The organism is Calditrichota bacterium, assembly GCA_013112635.1.
Lineage (GTDB): Bacteria > Calditrichota > Calditrichia > Calditrichales > J004 > JABFGF01.
In genome coordinates this window covers 536,608-558,478 of the sequence record JABFGF010000002.1, presented here as the reverse complement: position 1 = coordinate 558,478, position 21,871 = coordinate 536,608, and the positions used below count along the sequence as shown (strand labels likewise).

Here is a 21,871-nt window from a genome sequence, read left to right as displayed (position 1 = left end):
ACACCAAAATATATAAAGGAAAATAATGGAGTGCAATTAAAAAGAATTTTTTTTATTAAGGGATTAAACTAAGGTTGGTTTAATGTCAATCAGGAAAGAAAACAGGCTTCTATAATTCCCGGATTACGGTAGTCACTTTACCGACAATTTCAAAACCCGGTGTCTCCGGATCAATAATAAATGGGGAGGGTGTGCCGGAATCTGTTTCCAGACGGATATGTTTTTTGTCAAAGAATATTTTGCGGATATAAATTTTGGGTCCAAGTTTTACTACTGCTATATCCCCATTTTCCAAAGGAGCAGCAAGTTCAACATTAAGGAAATCATTTTTATAAATACCGGCGCCACTAAGTCCGTCATCGGCTGCGCGGACGTTTAAGTTTTGCCGGGCATTTTTACGCGAGTTGGTAATAATTTCGCCCAAATCATAATCACCCTGAAAAGCACCGTCCTGTTCAACGCGCACCTCACCAAATAGCGGGATATTGTAAAACTCTTTGTCCAGTGTTTTGGTTGAGTTGATTATATTTGGGTTTTTGTATTTCATCTTTTAATTCGCCATCTCACGGATCAAACCAACAACTTTGCCCTGAATAGACCATTCACCTGAAGGATAAATATCCGGGTAGGCCTGGTTTTCTGCGTGTAAAAATGTAACACCATCTTTTTTTATCAACCGCTTAACGGTCACTTCATCTTCAACAAGGGCAACAATTATTTCTTTGGAATAGGCCTGGTTGGCTGAACGAACGATCACCAAATCTTCTTCAAAAATACCGGCGTTAATCATACTGTCACCACGAACCTTTAGTGCAAAATAGCGCCCTTCAGCTTTTATCATTGCCCGGGGAATTGATACATAGCGCTCAACATTTTCCTGCGCCAGGATTGGATAACCGGCGGCAACACGTCCGATAAGCGGTACGTCATAATTGCTGTTATCTGCCGGGAGATAGTCGGGGTGGATAATTCTTAAAGCCCTTGCAGACGAGTCTTTTTCCAGATAACCCTTGGCCACCAGGCTGTCTATATGTTTTAAAATAGCATATTTGGATTTTATTTTTAGGATGTTGGCCAGTTCCTGATAGGTAGGCGCATAACTTTTTTCTTTTATATGCTCAGCAATAATTCCAAGAATTTCTTTTTGGCGATCTGTTAGAAGTTTGCTCATGGTGTACTCCCGGTTAAATATACAAAAGTACACCAAATCTAAGTTGCTTAATTGGAAAATGCAAGAATTATTTAATGAGTGGAAACTAAATCATACGAATATTTTTCAGTGTGACAAGAACAAAATTCATAGAAAGCCTGCTGTTTTATTTGATATTGTTGTGATCATTGTCTGGCATGTCAATTGAAGACATAGTACATTTAAATTTTTTTACAGAAAAAACCTTTGGAGAATCATGAAACGCACAATATTAATTTTGACAAGCATTTTCTTTTTTATTGCTGCTTATGCAGGGGACTTAATTTCGAAAAACTCACAGAAAAAATATTCCCAGGTAAAAATCTTTTTTGAAAATAAACAACAGCTTAAAAGCTTAGCCCAGGCAGGATTGATTTTTGACCATGTGCAGGTTGAAAAAGAAAAGGGGCAGAGGTTTAACTTTACGACGGTGCTTAGTTCTACTGAAAGGGAAATACTTAGTGTTAGCGGAATTAACTTTAATATAGAAACGGAAGATGTTTTAGCAGCATTCCAGGATCGACAAAAAATGTCCATTTTGGAAAAAAAAAACCTTGATGAAAATGATCCACTGGAAGGATTTGAATTAGGCAGCCATGCCGGGTTTTATACCTGGGAAGAAGCAATTGCTGAGCTTGATTCTATGTATCTGCTTTATCCGGACATAATTACTGCAAAAGATTCAATTGGTTCTTCTATTGAAGGCCGAACTATTTGGATGGCAAAAATATCTGACAATCCGAATGATAATGAAGACGAACCGGAAGTTTTATACAATGCCATGCATCATGCCCGTGAGCCAGGAGGTATGATGGCCGTAATTTATTACATGCATTACTTGTTGGAAAACTATGGATCTGACCCTGAAGTAACGTATTTGGTTGATAACCGCGAGCTCTATTTTGTTCCGATTGTAAACCCGGATGGGTATGAATATAATCGCGAAATAGCCCCTGATGGTGGTGGAATGTGGCGCAAAAATAAAAGGGATAACAACAACGATGGAAAATTCAGTCAAAATGAAGATGGTGTGGACTTAAATAGAAATTATGGTCATGAGTGGGGTTATGATGATGATGGCTCCAGTCCATCTCCAGGATCAGATACTTACCGTGGTACAAGCGGGTTTTCTGAACCAGAAACACAGGTAATGCGCGATTTGTGTAATGCTCATAATTTTAAATTTGCACTAAACTATCACACATATTCTAATTTGCTTATTTATCCATGGGGTTATATAGGCTCATTTGAAACACCCGATTCGCTTCTCTTCAGGCAGTATTCTGCAGATATGACGCAATATAACAATTATCTGGCCGGCACCGGAGACCAGACAGTCGGCTATCTTGTAAATGGTGATTCGGACGACTGGATGTATGGAGAGCAAATATCAAAAAATAAAATTTTTTCAATGACTCCTGAAGTTGGTACTGGTGCTGATGGATTTTGGCCCGATCAATCCAGGATATATCCACAGGTTCAGGAAAATGTTTATCCAAACTTGTTTGTAGCCTGGGCAGCCGGTGGACTTGTACGTTTTGTAGATTATCAAATAAATTATTCAGGAGATGAAACCTTTCTTAGTGCAGGTAGAAGATCGGAGCTTGTTTTTGAAATTAAAAATATTGGTTTAGGAAGTGCTGAAGATATTAAAATCCGTTTGGTGAGTGAGGATTCATTAGTCACTATCGATGATGGCGTTTTGACAATATCAAATATTGAATCTCAGGACACCGTTTTGTCTCCATACTTTGGTTTTACAATTGATTCCACTGCGCCATCCGGATATGTGCCGGAATTAAATGTAGAAATTGATCAGCAAGGAGTAAAATCTTTACAACCAATAAAAGGGATTATAGTTGGAAAACCAGAGGTGATTTACAGCTACAATCTTGACGACCCAAATGCAGATTGGTCTGCTGATGGTCCGTGGGAAAGAGTAAATGATAGCAGTGCCCCTACAGGAGAGTTTTATTATACAGACAGCCCTTCCGGTGAATACGGCGACAATCTCGATATATCTTTATATAACGATACTCCGATTGATATTCAGAATGTAAACAGTGCCTACCTTGAATTTTGGTCAAAATGGGATATTGAAAAAGGGTGGGATTTTGGACAGGTACAAGCGTCCGTTGATGGTGTTACCTGGACAAGCTTGTCTGGAAAATATACAACATCCGGAAGTGGAAATCAGGGTGGTGTCCAGCCACTTGATGCACCTGGTTATGATGGTAATCAATCTACGTGGGTAAAAGAGCAGGTTAGCTTGGAGCCATTTGTTGGAGGCTCTCCATTTTATTTGCGTTTTAACCTTAAATCAGATGGCTATGTAACAGCGGATGGTTGGTTTATAGATGACATAAGTGTTATCGTTTATCGCGATAGTGTTTTAAGTGCCATAGAACCAAAGCCAATTTCTGCAAACAGGTTTGAGCTATTTCAAAATTTCCCAAATCCATTTAACCCAACAACTCAAATCAGGTTTGGACTGGCTAAGGCTGCAAATGTTGAAATTAAGATATTTGACTCACTTGGAAAAGAAGTTCGGACACTAATTAATCAATCAAAACCCGCCGGGAACCATGTACTTCTATGGAATGGAAAAAACAATGAAGGCCGTTTGGTTGCCTCTGGGTCTTATTTTTATATCATGAAAAGTGGTGATTTTAAATCTGGAAAGAAACTATTATTGTTAAGATAGTTTTTTGATGTGACTTAAGTGAGTAAGTTGAGAAGATTACGCTTGTGCTAGTTGCGGGAAGATAAATGCAGGTTTTAGATCCTGGATAATTTTTTGTGGTTTAATTACCTTGATTGTTTCCTTCTGTGTAACAGGAACATACATAAAAGCCTTATATTTGATTTTTACTTTCATTTTCAGTTTCATACCTTCCTCCTCTATTGATTTGAACTAATTATATAAAAAATATAGACTTAAGATATTGATGGTTGTCATCCATTTAGTATGACAGCCATCACAAAGAATATGTTTTGTACAAATTATATACACTTTTTCGATATATATGATTCATTCTTGAGAAAATATTTTTCACTGGCTATATATTACAAATTTCAAAATATGTTTGTATTCGTCCTGATTTTTGTATACCTTTATAGGTGTACGTTCGTGACTAACATAAGGAGCAGGTACTATGAATGCAATTCTTTATTACAACAGTCCAGATACATTAGACTACGAAGAGTCTATTTTTTCACAGACTCAAAGTTTAATTTATGCTTTGGAAAAAGGTGAACGAGAAGAGTTTGAAGAAAGGGCTTCAATTATGGAGTTTGAGGGTGGTTTAAGCCGTGAAGAAGCTGAATGGCGGGCGCTGCGTATTGTTTTGGATAATAGAATGAAAATGGCTGTTTAACCGTTTTCACCTGCGAGGCGGGCCATCTGTAATATATAAAACCGTAATTTTGACTGTTCTTTCTGGCTTAAAAGCTGCTCATCAATTTTGATGATACGTTCTATATCATGCAAAACGCGCATTGTATCAATTGGCAATTGAACACTATTTTGAGGAAGACGCGAAACATACTCAACAACGGAATACAAAAACTGCCGCATCGAATCATCAGCTGCACCACGCAAAAGCGTATTTACCTGATTGATTAGCCTGTTAGATCTGCTTTGGCCTAAGTTTGCCGGAAGTTCTGTTTTTGAAATATTTGAAGCCAACGTTGTTAAAGCTCCTGCTAAATCCACAAAACTGCTTACCTGGTGAAATATATTTTTACCTATCAGTTCCCATATTTTTGACCTCCATTCTTGTATCTGCTGAGGAAGCTCAAGCAATTGAATCATTTCCGTCAACCACTCTTTTGGAATATCTGTTGAAATTGACGAAACCAGGGTGTCAATTTTTGTGTTAAATAAATTGTCCTGTAAAAGAACTGCAATATCCGGACGCAAAAGTGGAAGCAAATCAGTTTTAAAAACATTTTTTTCAAAAAAATCAGAAGCCACTAATCCTTGACGTGCAACCAGCTCTTTTTGAAATAGGGGAATAAATTCCCGGATATATTCAAAGTCCTCATCAATTGCATGCAGTGCAGAATTACCAGTTTTAAATGCAGGTGCAAGTTGTTTTATGTATTTATCGCCATCTTGTTGATACATACGCAAGCCATTTAATATTTCCATCACCGGCAAATCGGACAAGATTGATTTAACCCCAGAAATTCCATACTGATCAGAGATTAGTTTTAAACTTCTGAAAAGCCCGGTACTTAATTGGTTCACTCCAATAATCATTGATTGGGCACGATTATGTCCGATTGCCCTCAGTAAACTTCCATGGTGTGAAAGCGGCAGGGTTTGTGCAATTCGTTCAACAATTTTTTGCCCCGCAAGCTGTGACGTTTCACGAGATGGTCTGACCGTTGGCCTGTCTCGAAGAGTTGGCACCATCTGTGAAATAAAATAGGTGATAGCATGAATTCCAACAACATCCTCATCTTTGCCATAAAGGATTTGTCTAAAGCTTTCCTTGTTTATTTTTAAAAATTCGCTTAGAACTTTGTTGTTTGAAATCCGGTTAATCCTTTGAAGTTCATTTATGCCTTTTTCTTTCAGGTTTAAGCGGGTTTTTTGAAATAATTTTCCAACACGTATCAAATCATTTTCAGTGAGTTTTTGTTGCATCGAAATATGGTAAAAAAGTTGAGAGCGGTCTTCAAAATTTGTAAAACGGAAAATATGTTCGGCTGCATTGCTTTGAACCGTCCGCAGTTCTCCACCGGAATGAAGCCCTTTAAGCGGGCTGGTTGCAAATTGTAAACTTTTCTGGGCGGCGGGTTTTAACAAATGGTTCGAAATCTTTTTTGAATTATTGTTTTTAAACAAGACGGCTTTCCCGGAAAAATCATTAAAATATCCACCTTGTCTTTGCATAGGTTCACCACATCCAAGCTTAATACGCATTTTGCCGATTATACCTTTTTGCGCTAACCATTTATAAAAAAGAAACTTAGTTCCTTTGAACAGATCCCAACTTTTAGCCTGACCAATCTGTTGGCTTAGGTCAGATCCGGCAACAAAAATCTCACACAAAATTTCCTGAAAACGGTCGCTAACAGGCTGTTTAATAAACCGGCTTTGCTCAGCGTAAGACCAGATATCATCAAGGTATTCTTGCAGGTTGTTTAATATACTCTCTTCTTCAAACAGCGGAATGAGCCAAAAGCCTTTGATCGTCCTGTCGGGATTTTCCCGGTTAATCAATTCAGCTTTACCGGCTATCAAACGGTTTAACTCAATAAGCGCTTTAGCTCTGGAAGACATACTTATTTGCAGGGCCATAATTATTGCCGGATTTCCAAAGCGGTCACCAATCTCATTTATTTCCAATAAGTTGTGAACTGTGTTTTCAATTGTAAACGGATCTTTTGACGTTATAGTTTTTTGATGAATACGTGGGGTAAGCACAAAACGGGTTAGCAGATTTCTGTATGAGGCTGCAAGTAAAGCAATTTTTGGATCAGTTTTATGTTGTATTATTTGGGGAACCAGTAAATGCAGTTCTTTCCGTAAGGTTTTATTAAGTTCAAAATAAAACTCCAGAGAGTTTTTCCGCTGCTGCCTAAGATGTAACATTTTTTTTTCTAAACGGCTGTTGTGTGAAAATAAAACCGAAAGCGGGTCACGCCTCAACTTCATTTTTACAGCAATATTGCGAAAACGGCCACCCTTAACATCTGTAGGCAATAATCCTTTATACTTTTTCTCTAGCTGATTTGTCAGACGTGTAATTTTGTTTAACAGTTCCCAAAAAGTATTAATCCCTTTTTGGAGCTTTTTAAGCTTGGCAGCAAGGTCTGAATTAATTGAAATTGCAGGATCGTGTTTTTGAAGTGTTTCTAGTAAACGGGCCATCTGTTTAACATTTTCCAGGACAACCGAGGCAACAAGTCTGTGTCCTTGACCTGATGGACGCGTGCTTCCATCCCAATCACCCCAAAAAGAAAGCATTGTATTTTTTGATTCTGAATAAAGCTCATTATTAATCATGGTTTTTAAATCAAAAATCAGCTCATATGCTTCTTGCTCTGAATTAATTGGAATATTGACTCCGAAAAATTCGGAAATAATTTCATCAGCAATTGTTTTTGCAATAACCGTTATTTTACCTTGATCAAAAAATAGAGATTCTAAGACATCATTAATTAAAAGATCAACTTTTAAAGAATACATTTGTGTAGGATGTACAGTTCTGTCAAACAATCTTTTTTTGAACTGATTTTCCCGGTTTTCCAGGTCATCTTTATATAATTCAGCTTTTATCTGCCTGGCAAGGATTTCATCATCCTGTACTTTTATTTTGTTCAATAATCTGGAGTATAAAGATTTAAGATCAGAAAAACGTCTGTTTAAAATTGATAAACGCCAGGGTAAAAATGTATTGTAAAACTCTTTCTCCTGATCAGCAGAATCCAGATTTTCAGCTATTTTTTTAAATCCTGCCAGCGCAGTAATCTTAATTTCGTTTATCAGGGAATCCCAGTTTACCGTTGCTTCTTCAAAAACCGGAGAAACATTTTCTTGCTTAAAAGCGGCGTGTTTTAAAAGCTGATAATCGCGCGATTCATCATTTAAAAGCCTGTTCATTTCAATAACAAGGTGTCGGCTTTTATTTTTAAGTGTTTCAGCATCATCTTTACCGCCAAGGGACATGCGAAAAGAATTTCTGGCTTCTGCAAAACCATCAGCAGTTTTAGAAAATGTTGTCAGCGGAATCAAGCCAATCCCACGTTTGGCAAGTTTTAAGCCGATATTATCTGTAGACACTCCTTTGGGAAACTTTTTAATTACCAGGTGCGGGTACATACTTCCGGATGGAAGCTTAACGGAAACCTGGAAAGGATTTCTATCAGCAGGGAATTCTGTAAAAGCCTGCTTTATTCCATTGGCACGGTCCGCAAAAATTGAGTTGCGCAAAGCCCAAAATTGTTTCAAGGATTGATGATTGTTTCTATAAAATAAATAAGCTAAAAAAAGCGCCATTTTATTTGGCTGAATGTAATTTCCGATCTTTAAAAAAGTTTCGTTTAAATGAGGAACTGAAATTTCAACCACTGTTAATCGGGCACCAGCAAAACAATCTGTCTTTGACAGAGCATGGGTTGTAATTAGGTTGTCAATTTTTTTGCTGGAAAGATGACCCTTTTGTGCCACTTCGAGCGCAATCTCTTTTAAGGTTTTTACTTTTATTTCTTTTTTTGAAGGTGCAACATCTTTGTAGCATAAATCATCGATTACACAAATATTTTGATCAAGCAGCTCAATCAGCAGCTTACTTAAATCATGCTCATCAAGAATTTCACCGCTGGCATTATGCGGATTATTTATAATCACGGCACCGCAATTTTTCCAATGTGGATCTTGTTTAAGCTTTTGGCCAACTTTTTTTATCAAACCCGATGTATTGAGTTTTCCATTAATAAAAAGTGGTACAGTTATAACTTTTTGAAAACCGTTTTCGTAGGACCAGCTCCAATCAAAAGTTATTATTTCTTTTATGCTGCAATGATGTCCTAAAATACTTAAGGCTGTTCGTGAGGATCCACTGATGGCACAACAGTTTTGAATGTCGTATTGGGGATTATGTTTTACAAACTGGCCAAGAAAAGCATCCTCAAGTCCGGGCAAATTGTTAGAATTTAACCTGGTAAAAAGCTCAACGGCACTTTGAAACTCATACTCATCATTCGACAAATTAGATTCATAGCGTTTTTTATATCTTGCCAACGGTTTCTGTGATTTTTTTAAAAGTGTTGAAGAGTATTTTTCCAAACGGTTGGAAAAAGAAGCAATCCTGTTTTCAAATTTATTGTAATGGACAGCTTTGTCATTAGAAAAACGTTTTTCAAAAATATTATCTTCTAGTGGCCTTAATGATGGCGCTTTCTGATCCTCTTCCGGCTTATTCCCCAATTTGATTAAGTATTCAGTGAGATCTCTTTCTGTGGAAGAAGGAGTTCCTTTTAGTTCAAAATGCACGGCTTCTATCCGCTTTAAAATAGCAGCGTTTCCTAAAACAAATTGGGTTGCATTATCTGAAAACTGCGCTCCAAAAACCGTTGGTGATATAAACCGTAAAACAGAGTTTTTTAAACCAGATTCCCGGGATAGCGATTTGTGATTTGGTGCGTCAAAGAGTTCCACAAAAAGGGCAGCTTTATCTTCCAGGGATTTACGCAAAACTCTACGTTCATTTTCATCGGGCTGCTTTCCTATAAGCACAAGAAATGGATTACCGCTATTACTTTCAAGGATTTTTTCTACCGTTATTTTGTTAATTTTTTTGGTAAGGTCAAGCAAAGGTTTTATGGAATCAATTTTTTTCAAATGATCGGGTAGTTCAAAATCATAAGTTATTAAACCGAAGGGTAGAGAAGCAGAATAACGATCCAAGACAGAAAAAAGGATGCGTAAAAATTCATACTTACCGCCGGTGGATAGAATGCACTCTCTTGAAGATTTTTCGCCAAAAGAATAAAGTAGTGGCTCTTCCTGGTTCTGCAACCAATGTTGCATTTTTTTGATTATCGCAGGCGGATTTGATGAGGAATAACCACCACGCGGTAAATAGGGGACAGCATTTTTTATGCTTTCGTAAATAAAAGATAATTTATTTATTTCATCAGGTGTTTTAGTTTCAGGGAGTTCTCCATCTAAAACGGATTTTGGAAAACCCGTGCATAATGAAAAATATAAATCGACAAGATGCTCATCCTGCAAAGGGTTACCGATGTGAAAGTTAATTTTTTCTCCATCGGGGATATTTGCTGCCGCAGTAGTTTCACTTATTTCCGAAACTTTGGCAGTTTTAATCGAATGAAGTTTTAAAGGGCCCAGGCTATTTGAATTGTCCATTTACTTGCAATTTTTCATTGTAAATTAACGCAAAAAAAATCAATCTTTTTTCTTTGAATGTTTTGAACTGACCTGTTTATTGTTGAAAATAGTCTGCAAAACAGATTGAATTGTTTCAACAATTTGAGATCCTTGTTGCAGTTCTCCCGGACTTAACGAGACGACTGTTTTTGCATTTGGCAATTGTTGGCTTGCTTCAGCCAGGCGTGCAAGTTGTGGAGATAACATTAACAATTCAGGATTATTTTGAAGGAGCTCCATTTCCTTTTTCTCAAAATCAAGCTGTAGGTTTTTTAATTCCAATTCATCCTGGATTCTCTTTTGAGCAAGGTCAGATTCCAACTTTTCACGTGCTTTTTTTAATTCTAATTTTTTTAGTTCAAGCTCATGTTCAGATTGTAAAATTTTTTGATCGGCTAAAACTTTTGTCTGAGCAATATTTGTGCGGACCTTTTGTTTAGTTTGTTCTGTTTGTTCTGTTAGGCGTGCTTCTTCACGTTGCTGCAATGCAATGATTATTTCTTTCTCTTTCGGTTCTATAGATTGAGTTGTAATTGAAACAATTTTTAATCCAAAATCAGAACTTTCATTTATAAATCTTTTCTTTAAATGATCAGTTAGCCTTTCAGATGAAAGTTCATCAATTTCAAATTTTGCGCAATATTCTTTTAAGTTGGCTTCAAGCAATGTTTTTTCTTCTGCGATTGCTGTATTTATACAATTTTGATTCCAGCCACCAGTCCGGATTAAATTTTCTAAGCAATCTTTATCAGCAGCGGCAGTTAAAGCAATCTCAATATTAACAATTAAATGTCCTTTTGCTTCTACTTCAAATTCAATTTTTTGTGATTGAATACTACCGCTAATTGCAAGTGAAAAATGCCTTGGATAAATTTTGGTATTTCTGGCATTAATAACTCCACCACTTTCAAAAAGTACAATTTGATCCGGTTTACGAATGCGGTATTCAAAAATAATTGCAATAAATATGATTAACAGAATGGCAGTAATTGTAAAAGCCATATCTTCCCCCGGTTTTAAGTTGTTCGATTGCCGATAACTTATGTTATAAAGGATAAAGTTTCCACAGAGAATAAAAATAAAAGAGTTTAAAAAGTAAGTATAAAATGTTTGACAGATAATAAAAAGCTCTGTATATTTATGGCTCGTAATAAATATGGTCCGGTAGTTCAATTGGTTAGAGCACCTGCCTGTCACGCAGGAAGTTGCGAGTTCGAGTCTCGTCCGGACCGCGAATTATGAGGGAAAGCTGAAAAGCTTTCCCTTTTTTTGTTTAAAAAATGTAGTTTTGTAAATTAAAAATAATTACTTTTTATAAATTGACAGTTTACATTTTAATGATAACTTTCCCATTGGGTTGTTTATATATCAAACCATTTTAAAGTGTAAGGGTTTTGCTAAACTTAATGAAAAGCCTCTGTTGATCAATCAAGTTTAAGTGAGGGTTAAACATGGTTCTTTCAGTATTAATGGTTGAATTATAGACAACATACAAATCAGTTCCTTCAAAGGGGTTATAGCGCAAACGTAGATTACTTCCAATTTGTTTTGAGTTGCTGTTAAATTGACTAAGAAGCTTTAAGGAGAGATCGGGAGCAAAATTATAGGTTAACCAGTACTTTAAGATAGTCCCGTCTTCCTTTTTATTACTATTTTGGGAAAAATGATCTGGAAAGTCGATATTATAATAATATATCTCAGCGCTCGACCTTACCTTTTCACTAAAAATGTAATTGGTACCGGTCCAGAAGTTGAATCGCTTACCTCCAAAAAAATCGCCATAAATTATATCTGAGAACCAGTTGTAATTCTTAGTTTTTCCGGATTGATAATATATTTCATACAACCATGTTTTGTATCTACCCTTAGGTATAGTGGTGTTATCAGAAAAATTCCACTCAGAATCAAGATCGTCCTGCTCATACCAAGGAGCAACAAAGTGGAAATTTCCTCCATCACGAAAGAAGAATGCTCCATAGATATAAGATTGATGGTTTAGTAATTCATTTGATGATGAAACCCGGTAATGCTTGTTGTTTAATCCAAATAACATCTTGGAAACATACCAATCTTCCGGCATAAGAATTCCATAGGCCAAATTAACTTTGGATTGAATGGAGTTAGGTATAGATAAAAACCCCATCTCAGGATTAAAATTTTCTTCATAATTTGTTGTAGAGATATCAAACTCAAATCCTTCAGATTGATATAGCTTTGACAGACCAATCCCAAAAGCGCTATTGTTATTTTTCTTTATATCGGAATCATAAGTTGTTGCCCCAAAAAAGGTTGTGGTTATCGAGTTGCTTAAGCGATAGATTCCATCAACACCAACCTGCAGGTTATAATCATTACCTTCTGTAGAACTTCTGTTGGAAAAAATTCCCCCAATATAGGAGTCATCTTGTTTTAAACTTTTTTTCGCACGGAATACACTAAAGTTTTTTGCTTCGATATTTTCTGCAGCCAACCCGTTAGTTTGCATATTCATCAGTCCGTATTGAATTCCTTTGAACACACCGTTCATTCGTATTCCACCTAATATGGGCACAATGTGTCCATTCTCTATACCTATTCGGCGGGAATGAAAAAGCCTGTGATTAAACATAGCAACACTGAACAAGCCTGCGTTCTCCAAAAAAAATTGTCTTTTTTCCGGAAAGAAAATAGAGTAGCGTGTTAAATTAAATACCTGGGCATCTGTTTCAGCTTGGGCAAAATCCGTGTTTAAAGTCAAATCGAGCGTATTGCTGTTGTCTAATTTATATTTAACATCAAACCCAGCCGAGCTTAGGGTTTTATCAACCGTTTCATTTCCAAAATAATCTTTACCCCTAAGAATCTCTGTCTCCTTTACATACTTTGTTCCATCAGAATTTAAGGTGGAGTTCTGTGAGACAATACCTGCTACATAAGGAGTAAAGTAAACCGGTGTTTCTCCTGATATATTTTTAAATGTGAGGCTGGAAGAGTTAAACATATTTTTTTCCAGGTTATCTAGCGAGGTGGATAACAAGGGCTTAATAACCAGCTCATTGGTATGTTTTATAAATCTTTCAAAACGAAAATTCATTGTTACAATTTCACCTGGCTCAAAACGCAGAGAAGAAAAAGGTATTCTAAGTTCACATGACCAGCCTGTAGAAGTTTCAGTTGCCTTAGCATCCCAAAAAGTATTCCAGGAAGGGTTTGTGCGATAGCCGTTATCAATAAGTTCTTCATCTCTCCTGGCACCAAGCGAGTTTACTGAAAAAACCAAAGCGTTGGATTTATCATTGTAGGAATCAATATATATGGAAACATAATCATCAAGAAAAAACGCGTATCTCTCTCTACAACGGAACCGAAAACCTCTTTTGCATCCATGTCCACCGCGATGTATAAATATTCATTATCATAAGCAATAAAGGCTTGAGTTTTTTCCGTAGCCGGGATATCTATTCCGGGTGATAGTTGCCTGAAATCAGAAAACTTTTCCGCAGAATTCCAAAACTTTTCATTAATCACTCCGTCCAACTTTATTCGAATTTGTGACGGCATTGTTAAACGATCAGAATGAACAGAAGATTGAGCAAAAATTGAAAAAGGCATAGTGGACAATAATAGCAAAATTATTCTTAACATTATTCCTCCTTATTTAGGGTTTTGTGTATAATATGGGAGAAATATTTTTATGTTTTAAGTATTCAACGTGCATTAGAAAGAGGCCACTAGGTAATAATTTTTGTTCCTTAATCTTCATTAAGTGGGGGAAATCAAGTTTTAAGGGCACTAAATTGGCGCTTAGTTGAAAAGCACTGTCCTTTAAATGAAATATTTATTATGATAAGAGCATAATCAGGTTTAAAAGGAAATGATTACGTATCTAAAAAGTCCTAAACAAATAAGTATAATTACTTTTCATATTTTATTCTGGATTATTCATTTTGGGTATAGATTATATTTATTAGGATATTTTTATACATTTGATAATACAGAATTTTTTGCACAGCTGATATTATTACCAATTCGCATTTTTATTACATATTTCACTATTTATTTTGTACTGCGTAGATATTTAATTCATAAGAAATTCATAGGTGCTATTGTATGGTTTCTAGTCTCTTTAGTTGGAATTCTATTAGTCCGCAGGTTGATAATATTTGAAGTTATCTCATCTTTTGCCCCACATTTAAACCACAATCTATTAGAGTTTTGGGACCTCAAGCATATTATTCATTATATTGTTTATATCTATCCTGTTGTAGCTGTTGCAGTAATTATATTTATTGTTCAAGAATGGTTTAAAAAAGAAAAGCTTCAATTAGAAATTCAAAAAGAGCGGCTGGAAGCAGAGTTGAAGTACCTGAAACACCAAATAAATCCACACTTCTTGTTTAACACAATCAACAACATTTATTCACTTGTTCTTGAAAAATCTAAAAAAGCTCCTGATGCTATCCTGAAACTTTCTGACATGTTAAACTATTTGCTGTATGAAAGTAATTTTGATAAGATTCCTTTAAATAAAGAGATTCAAAACTTAAATGATTATATAGAGCTAGAACAATTTAGATATGCTGACAAACTGGAAGTAGTATTTAACTATAAAATCAAAACTAATGAGAATACCATACCGCCATTAATCCTATTGCCATTTGTAGAGAATGCTTTTAAACACGGAGCGGGAGAATCACTTAAAAACAGTTGGATCCATATTAATCTAAAAGAAGAAAACCATCATCTTACTTTTAAAGTGGAAAATAGCATAGACGAAAATGTTTCACCACAAAATAATGAACAAGATGGTATTGGCTTAAACAATGTAAAAAAGAGGTTAGAGTTATTGTTTCCTGATAAACATGAATTAAAAATTCTAAAAAGTTCAGAATCATTTATAATAACTTTACAATTGGATATAAGTGATGACTAAAAATAAAATTAGATGTTTGATAATTGATGATGAGCCGTTGGCGGTAAAAGTTATAAAATCTTACATCGATAAAGTGGATGTATTAGAACTTATTTCAACATGTTCAAATGCGTTAGAAGCTTTTAACAAATTGAGTTCTTTAAAAATTGATTTAATTTTTCTTGATATAAAGATGCCTAAAATCACTGGAATGGATTTAATGAAATTATTAAGTAATCCACCAAAAATAATATTAACTACGGCTTATCGAGATTATGCTGTTGAAAGTTATGAACATGATGTTATTGATTATTTACTAAAACCTATATCTTTTGAACGATTTCTAAAGGCAATTGGGAAAATCACTAATAATCAATTATCGGGAAACAGCTCAATTATTAAAGAAGAAAACAAACAAGAATTTATCTTTGTAAAATCAAATAAAAAACAGATCAAAGTTGCTTTGAACAATATTTATTATGTTGAAGGGCTTAAAGAGTATTTGCAAATAGTTACTTCAACAGACAAAATTGTCAGCTACCTCTCACTTTTATACATGATGGAAAAATTACCAGATGACAGATTTATAAGAGTACACCGCTCATATATTATTTCTATTGAAAAAATTAAATCTTATACTGCTAGTGAAATAACTTTACCGGGCAAAACCATACCAATAGGCAATCATTATAAACACGCAACTTTGAATTTATTGGAAAACATTGCTACAATTATTTATTGAGTACATGTGCAATTCAAGTGTATTCGTCATCAATTACTGAAGAATAGTTTGTCAGGAGGGGCAATTTTTCAACTTCCTTTTGGTTCTGGTCATTCTCAGGTTTTATAGGTATCAATCAAAAAAGTTCGGAGAGACCGTCGTCCAGCCCGCGAGCATTAAGGGAATCAGAAATGATCCCCTTTTTTTGTTGGTATCACTGTTTTAATAACTTTTCAAACTATTTCTAAAGCATTTAGTGTGACGGTCTATCCTAAATTTTCAGATAATCATGGTAAATCATTCTGTACTTTTTCTTTAATTCCTCTTCCAGGTAGTCTCCTAACTATATCAAAAGTGAAATATTTGATTAATTCGGAATTCGGAGTCATTTTAATCCTTAAAAATAAACAATGTGATCTAATGACTAGCGAGACAATTCTTCACTATAAAATTCTTAAAAAAATTGGTGCCGGAGCCATGGGTGTGGTTTACCAGGCTAGGGATCTGAAACTAAATCGCCTGGTAGTTTTAAAATTCCTGCCGCCGGAGCTAACATATAATTCAGAAGCAATTGATCGCTTTATTAATGAAGCCCAAACTGCTTCAGCCTTGGATCACGCAAATATTTGTACTATTTATGAGGTAAATGAAACAGATGACGGGCAAATGTTTATCTGTATGGCCAACTATGAAGGACAAACCTTAAATGATAAGATCAAGAATGGGCCAATTGAGTCTGTAGAAGCAATGGAAATAGTCTTGCAAATAGCAGCCGGTTTGCGAAGAGCTCATGAAGAAGGGATCATTCACCGGGATATTAAACCGGGCAATATTATTATAACAAATCGCGGGGAAGTAAAAATTATTGATTTTGGCATTGCTGTGCTCGCAGGTCAAGATCGATTGACAAAAGCGGGTAGCTCTTTGGGAACCGTTGCATATATGTCTCCTGAGCAGGTTCAGGGTAAAGGTATTGATAACCGCAGCGACATATGGTCCTTGGGTGTTGTTTTGTATGAAATCCTAACCGGTAAGCTGCCTTATTCTGGTGAGAATGAAGTGGCTATAATTTATTCAATTGTTAATACGGAATTTGAAACGATCTCCGCATCAGATACTGATTTATCGCTTTCATTACAAAATATAATCACAAAAGCCTTGGCAAAAAACAGTGATGAGCGATATCCAAGTATTGAAGAGATGCAGTCTGATTTGCAGGCTTTGAAAAAAGGAAAAAGTATATCTGCCTCCTATTTAGAATCGAGTCAACATGTCAAGCAACTTAAGCCATTGTACCTTTTAGCAGCAATTGTAACTTTGTCTGCTGTTGGGTTGATGTGGTTTTTTCTGGGTCAAACTAATGATAGGGAATATTCACCTTCCCAAATTAAAACAGTTACCAGTTTTAGTGGCAATGAGGCTCATCCAACATTTTCTCCCGATGGTAACCAGATAGCTTTTGCATGGAATGGAAAAGGTGAGGATAATTATGATATTTATGTTAAGCTAATCGGAATGGAATCTATTTCAAGACTTACAACAGATCCAAAAGCAGATTTTCGGCCATCATGGTCACCAGGTGGTTCAAGGATCGCTTTCCAAAGACAAGATTCAAGAGAGAAGGCATCGATATATATTATGCCGTCTATTGGTGGTCAAGGGCGAAAAGTTGCTGAAATATATACTCCTAATTATGGTTATCAAAACAGATACAATAAAATTGCCTGGCACCCTAATGAAGAATGGTTAGTAATTAGTGACAAGAAATCGGTTGAAGAACCTTTGGGCTTGTTTCTTCTATCGATAGAGACGGGTGAAAAAACGCGCTTAACTTTTCCAGATAGCATTTCATCAGCTGGAGGTGACCTCTGCGCTTCCTTTTCTAAGGATGGTAATTACATAGTATTTAACAGAATGACATCATGGTTAAAAAGTAATCTATATGCGCTTGAATTAAATTCTGATTTAAAACCAATCAATAAACCAACACTGATAACTTCTCCTGATTGGTATATTGATGGCACAGGATTTACACATGATGGTGCGGAAATCATATATAGCAGCAACAATCTGTGGCGGATTGCCAGATCCGATCCTTCAAACCCAACACAAATATTGACTGGAAATAAAATTGCAGACATTGCCATTTCAGTGCAGGGCAATCGCCTTGTTTACAGGCAGGATCAAAATGAAGTAAATATCTGGCGTATGTCATTAAAGGAGACTTCAATTATAGATCAGCCAGCTGAAAGATTAATTTCTTCAACCGGCATCGATGGAGAGCCTGTTTATTCTCCCGATGGCCAAAAGATAGCATTTTTGTCCAATCGTTCCGGAATACAGGAGATTTGGATTTGTGACAATGATGGATCAAATCTTTTTCAATTGACTTCTCTGGAAAAGCTATTCACAAATGGACCTTCCTGGTCGCCCGATGGTAAATTTATAGTATTTGATACGGTATTTGAAAGAAAACAAGATCTTTATATTATAAATGTTGAAGGTGGAATTCCCAGGCGACTAACAACTCATCCGGATATTGATTGGCTTGCCGCTTGGTCCAGGGATGGCAAATGGATTTATTTTACGTCACAGCGTTCGGGCGAAGGTCAGTTGTGGAAAATTAAACCGGATGGTAAAGGTCTAAAGCAATTGACCCGAAATGGCGGTTTAGCACCCGTGGAATCAGCGGATGGCCAACATATCTACTATGCAAAAGACCGTTCATATCCAACAAGTATATGGAAAGTTTCTGTAAATGGAGAGAATGAGCAGCAAGTAGTTGAGCAGTTCAAAGGTTGGCGGAAGTTTTTCCCGGTAGAAAACGGAATCTATTTTGTTCTTTTTAGAGATATAAAGTTTTTCAATTTTGATACTGGAAAAACTAATATCATTTCTAGTTTAGATAGAGATGAAGATTATGGAATTACAGTTTCACCGGATCGCAGTTACCTGCTTTATGGTCTGAGAGATCGTAAGGGAAGTGATTTATTCCTGGTTGAGAATTTCAATTAAGTTTCCTTTAAATAAAATAGCTAAAAAAATATATTATGAATAAAACGATAGAACAAGATAAACAAAAATTGGAAAGAATTTTTGAACTGGCTTCGATACTTGGCCAGCAAAACGATTACCAAGAAATATTAAGGCTGGTATCTCAAAAAACATCCAGTTTACTGGGGGCTCAAAATTCTATCCTGATGATGATAAATCCCAGAACACGGCAGACAGTTAAAACTATTTTTAAAGAACCCGCAGAAGGGAATCAACCAGAATTTAACGGACTACAAACCCATATCAGCGGCTGGATAATTAAGAATAAGCAATCATTTAAAAGTGAAAACATTAAAACCGACAACCGATTTTCAAAAAAGCTCTTCAAAGATAATACCTTTGAATCGGTCTTAGGTGTTCCTTTGCTGATCGAAAATATTCTTTTCGGGACTTTGTTGGTTTTTAATATAGGCGGCAAAGCGAACAACCTGAACTTATCTCTTGAATACCTTGAAAAACTAGCTGTGGTAGTGGCACCATTTTTACGTAATGCGCAAAATGTAAAAGAGTATTTTAAATCTCCAATACCACAAAAAACGCTATTATCAAAATATGAAGCAGTAGGCATGATTGGCAAAAGTAAAAATTTTGTTGATTTGCTTAAGGCGATTGAATCAGCAGCAAGTTGTGATGTTCGAGTTATATTAGAAGGACAAAGTGGTACCGGAAAAGAAATGGTGGCCAGGGCCATTCATCAATTTAGCGGTAGAGTGGACCAACCATTTGTTGCAATTGATTGCGGGGCAATCCCGGAAAATTTGATAGAAAGTGAGTTGTTCGGTCATGTGAAGGGGGCCTTCAGTGGAGCTGTAACAGATCGAAGAGGTTTGTTTGAAGAGGCCAATCGGGGTACACTTTTTATGGATGAGATTGCTAACCTGCCGTTGGATATGCAAACGAAATTGATGAGGGTTTTACAATCAGGAGAAATTCGGCCGTTGGGTAGTAATAAACCTCGCATTACTGATGTCCGGATAATTTCAGCCAGTAGCAAGTCATTGAGAAAATTAGTAAATGAACAGCAATTTCGCGAAGACTTGTTTTACCGTTTACACGTTTATCCTGTTCAGATGCCGTCTTTGGATGAACGCCAGGTTGATATCCCCATTCTGGCAAATCATTTTCTTGAAAAGTTTGCTATGCAGCAAAACAAAAAGATCGAGTTATTTCATGAGGAGATTTATGATTTTATGCAGGCACGTCATTGGGCTGGCAATATTCGTGAACTGGAAAATTTTGTAGAGCGGCTTGTTGCTTTAGCCAGTCAAAAAGAAGCTATAATTAAAAGTAGTCTGCTACCAGATGACCTAAAAAAAGAAATGAAAGAATATGTATCAATAATGCCTTCACATAAATTCATAAGGCCATTAAACGAAAGCCTTTCTGAATATGAGAAGCAGTTAATCCACGACGCTCTTATTGCGAACAATTGGAATCAATCGAAAACCGCACGAATTCTGAAAACGTCTGAACAGACCTTACGTTATAAAATGGGTAAGCTGGGTATTTCACGTAACACAGATTAATCGCCATAATTAGTTCCTCATCCCTATCTTAAATCCACAAATTTTTTGCGAGCATAAATTCAATAAAAACAACACTCCAAAAAAATCGCTCAATTTTTTGCGAGGTTTTTTTGTTTAATCTTAAAAATATAGTCTTAAATTTTTATTCTTTAAACTATTGAAATTACATAGTTTAGGGTCGTTTGTAGCTTACTTTCCCTTTTTTTGGCATTGTTTTCGCTTAAATGGGTGACAATGTTACTATGCGGTATTAAGCCGCTTGGTGAAACTTCAAACAATTTTAGGAGGGAAGTATTATGCAAATAAACAAAGTATACCACAAGGCAATTTTACTCTTTTCGGTTGCAACTCTGTTCTTTATCGGCTGCGAAAACGAGTTACCGAACGAGGTTGAAAACCAGGGTGCTGAGGAAAGGTCAATATTGTCAATCGAGAAGAGGGGTTCTTACTCTATAATTCCAATTGCAAAGGCAAGAATTGATATTCAGCGTGATTACGTTCCTGACTTAGCCGATAATTTTGTAACGATTAAAGGGGTGATTTCAACACCCAATTTGTGGGATCCGAATAGCGGCGCTGTTCACCATTTTATCCAAGGCTACTCAGCGGGCATCCAGCTTTTTGCTTTTCCGCATCCAGAATATTATCCTAATCTTACAGAAGCACCGGTCCTGAATATGGGTGATGAAGTTGTTTTAAAGGGTAGGGTTGTACATTGGAAGGGAGGTACTATTATTCGTCTCGAATATGATGGTGATCTTCAAATTATTGGTAAAAGAACGATCAAAAAACCCAGAAAAATCCGTGCTGCACAACTGGCGGACCAGGTCGGGGAACGAATTGAGGGACAATTGGTAATGTTGGAAAAAGTAAGGTTAGTAGAAGGTGACCAATTCCCTAATGAAGGTTACTATGGGCTTATTAGAGTAGTTGATTCTCGTGGAAATATTGCAAAAGTTTTTATAGATGAACAAACTGATATCGACGGAAGCTCTTCGCCAAATGGTTGGTTTAATTTGACGGGTGTTGTTAATCAGTTTACCGAGGATAATCCTGCTGACAATGGATATCAGATTGTACCAAGAGGGTTATTTGACATAGACTAAAGAGCAGTAATCCGATTTACTCAATTATTAATAAAAGAATAATCTATATCTGGGGTTTCTCAATAACTTAAAACCTGTCAATCAATAAAGTTCGGCGAGACCGTCGTCCACCCCGCGTGAATTTTAAAGGGAAGTCAAAAAAAGGCTTCCCTTTTTTATTTCTGGTCCCGATAAATTTCGGGAAGTCTCATCCGGACCGCCTTAAGCCCTTGTTAATATAAAATTTAGCAAGGGCTTTTTTTGTTTCATGTAACGGTATAGCAACGTTTTATTAAAATATTTACATTCTACACCTTATTTGGATTATCAACTTTCTTATTCTTTCAAAAAAGGATGCTAATTAAAATAGTTCTATGAAATAATTTGGTGTACCTTTCATCATACTATTTAAGGATACTGTCAAATCTCATTAAGGGCAGTTCTTGTATATGGAAATGTGTAGAAGAACTTATTAAGTTTAGTTTAAGGCTAATACTTAT

Annotated in this window: 14 protein-coding genes and 1 tRNA gene; 8 read left to right on the top strand and 7 right to left on the bottom strand. The window is 36.1% G+C overall.

Translation table 11 applies throughout. From position 1 onward, the window contains the following. Positions 1-109: 109 nt before the first annotated feature. The gene (locus tag HND50_07565; protein NOG45071.1) at positions 110-547 is read right to left on the bottom strand and encodes a hypothetical protein; all 438 of its coding nucleotides are present in this window, start codon (positions 545-547) and stop codon (positions 110-112) included. A 3-nt stretch (positions 548-550) separates the two neighbouring features. Further along, positions 551-1,171 carry a transcriptional repressor LexA gene (lexA, locus tag HND50_07560; protein ID NOG45070.1) on the bottom strand — a complete coding sequence of 207 codons (621 nt, stop codon included), beginning with the start codon at positions 1,169-1,171 and terminating at the stop codon, positions 551-553. 235 nt (positions 1,172-1,406) lie between these two features. On the opposite strand from lexA, the gene HND50_07555 reads away from it, so the two are divergent. After that, complete coding sequence (locus HND50_07555) at positions 1,407-3,893, top strand: T9SS type A sorting domain-containing protein (protein ID NOG45069.1); 2,487 nt, start codon at positions 1,407-1,409, stop codon at positions 3,891-3,893. 36 nt (positions 3,894-3,929) lie between these two features. On the opposite strand, the gene HND50_07550 is transcribed toward HND50_07555, so the two are convergent. Further along, a complete protein-coding gene (locus HND50_07550) occupies positions 3,930-4,079 on the bottom strand; it encodes a hypothetical protein (protein NOG45068.1) in 150 nt (49 codons plus the stop codon). A 265-nt stretch (positions 4,080-4,344) separates the two neighbouring features. On the opposite strand from HND50_07550, the gene HND50_07545 reads away from it, so the two are divergent. Then, on the top strand, positions 4,345-4,566 hold the full coding sequence (locus HND50_07545) for a hypothetical protein (protein ID NOG45067.1): 222 nt from the start codon (positions 4,345-4,347) through the stop codon (positions 4,564-4,566). On the opposite strand, the gene HND50_07540 is transcribed toward HND50_07545, so the two are convergent. Further along, complete coding sequence (locus HND50_07540) at positions 4,563-10,073, bottom strand: aminotransferase class I/II-fold pyridoxal phosphate-dependent enzyme (protein NOG45066.1); 5,511 nt, start codon at positions 10,071-10,073, stop codon at positions 4,563-4,565. The genes HND50_07545 and HND50_07540 overlap by 4 nt on opposite strands. A 39-nt stretch (positions 10,074-10,112) precedes the next feature. Further along, complete coding sequence (locus tag HND50_07535) at positions 10,113-11,096, bottom strand: hypothetical protein (protein ID NOG45065.1); 984 nt, start codon at positions 11,094-11,096, stop codon at positions 10,113-10,115. Between the two features lie 156 nt (positions 11,097-11,252). On the opposite strand from HND50_07535, the gene HND50_07530 reads away from it, so the two are divergent. Further along, a tRNA-Asp gene (locus tag HND50_07530) sits at positions 11,253-11,326 on the top strand. A 146-nt stretch (positions 11,327-11,472) separates the two neighbouring features. Here HND50_07530 and HND50_07525 read toward each other — a convergent pair. Then, on the bottom strand, positions 11,473-13,353 hold the full coding sequence (locus tag HND50_07525; protein NOG45064.1) for a hypothetical protein: 1,881 nt from the start codon (positions 13,351-13,353) through the stop codon (positions 11,473-11,475). Further along, on the bottom strand, positions 13,338-13,718 hold the full coding sequence (locus HND50_07520) for a hypothetical protein (protein ID NOG45063.1): 381 nt from the start codon (positions 13,716-13,718) through the stop codon (positions 13,338-13,340). The genes HND50_07525 and HND50_07520 overlap by 16 nt, the downstream gene beginning before the upstream one ends. Before the next feature lie 229 nt (positions 13,719-13,947). Here HND50_07520 and HND50_07515 point away from each other — a divergent pair, with 229 nt between their 5' ends. The 5 genes from HND50_07515 to HND50_07495 all read left to right on the top strand — a co-directional run bounded on the left by HND50_07515 (position 13,948) and on the right by HND50_07495 (position 21,392). Further along, the gene (locus tag HND50_07515) at positions 13,948-15,006 is read left to right on the top strand and encodes a histidine kinase (protein ID NOG45062.1); all 1,059 of its coding nucleotides are present in this window, start codon (positions 13,948-13,950) and stop codon (positions 15,004-15,006) included. Further along, on the top strand, positions 14,999-15,727 hold the full coding sequence (locus HND50_07510) for a response regulator transcription factor (protein NOG45061.1): 729 nt from the start codon (positions 14,999-15,001) through the stop codon (positions 15,725-15,727). The genes HND50_07515 and HND50_07510 overlap by 8 nt, the downstream gene beginning before the upstream one ends. 399 nt (positions 15,728-16,126) lie before the next feature. Continuing rightward, positions 16,127-18,721: a serine/threonine-protein kinase gene (locus HND50_07505; protein ID NOG45060.1), complete on the top strand. Its 2,595-nt coding sequence runs from the start codon at positions 16,127-16,129 to the stop codon at positions 18,719-18,721. A 35-nt stretch (positions 18,722-18,756) separates the two neighbouring features. Beyond that, positions 18,757-20,286 carry a sigma-54-dependent Fis family transcriptional regulator gene (locus tag HND50_07500; GenBank protein NOG45059.1) on the top strand — a complete coding sequence of 510 codons (1,530 nt, stop codon included), beginning with the start codon at positions 18,757-18,759 and terminating at the stop codon, positions 20,284-20,286. 296 nt (positions 20,287-20,582) lie between these two features. Next, positions 20,583-21,392 carry a hypothetical protein gene (locus HND50_07495; GenBank protein NOG45058.1) on the top strand — a complete coding sequence of 270 codons (810 nt, stop codon included), beginning with the start codon at positions 20,583-20,585 and terminating at the stop codon, positions 21,390-21,392. Positions 21,393-21,871: the final 479 nt, after the last annotated feature.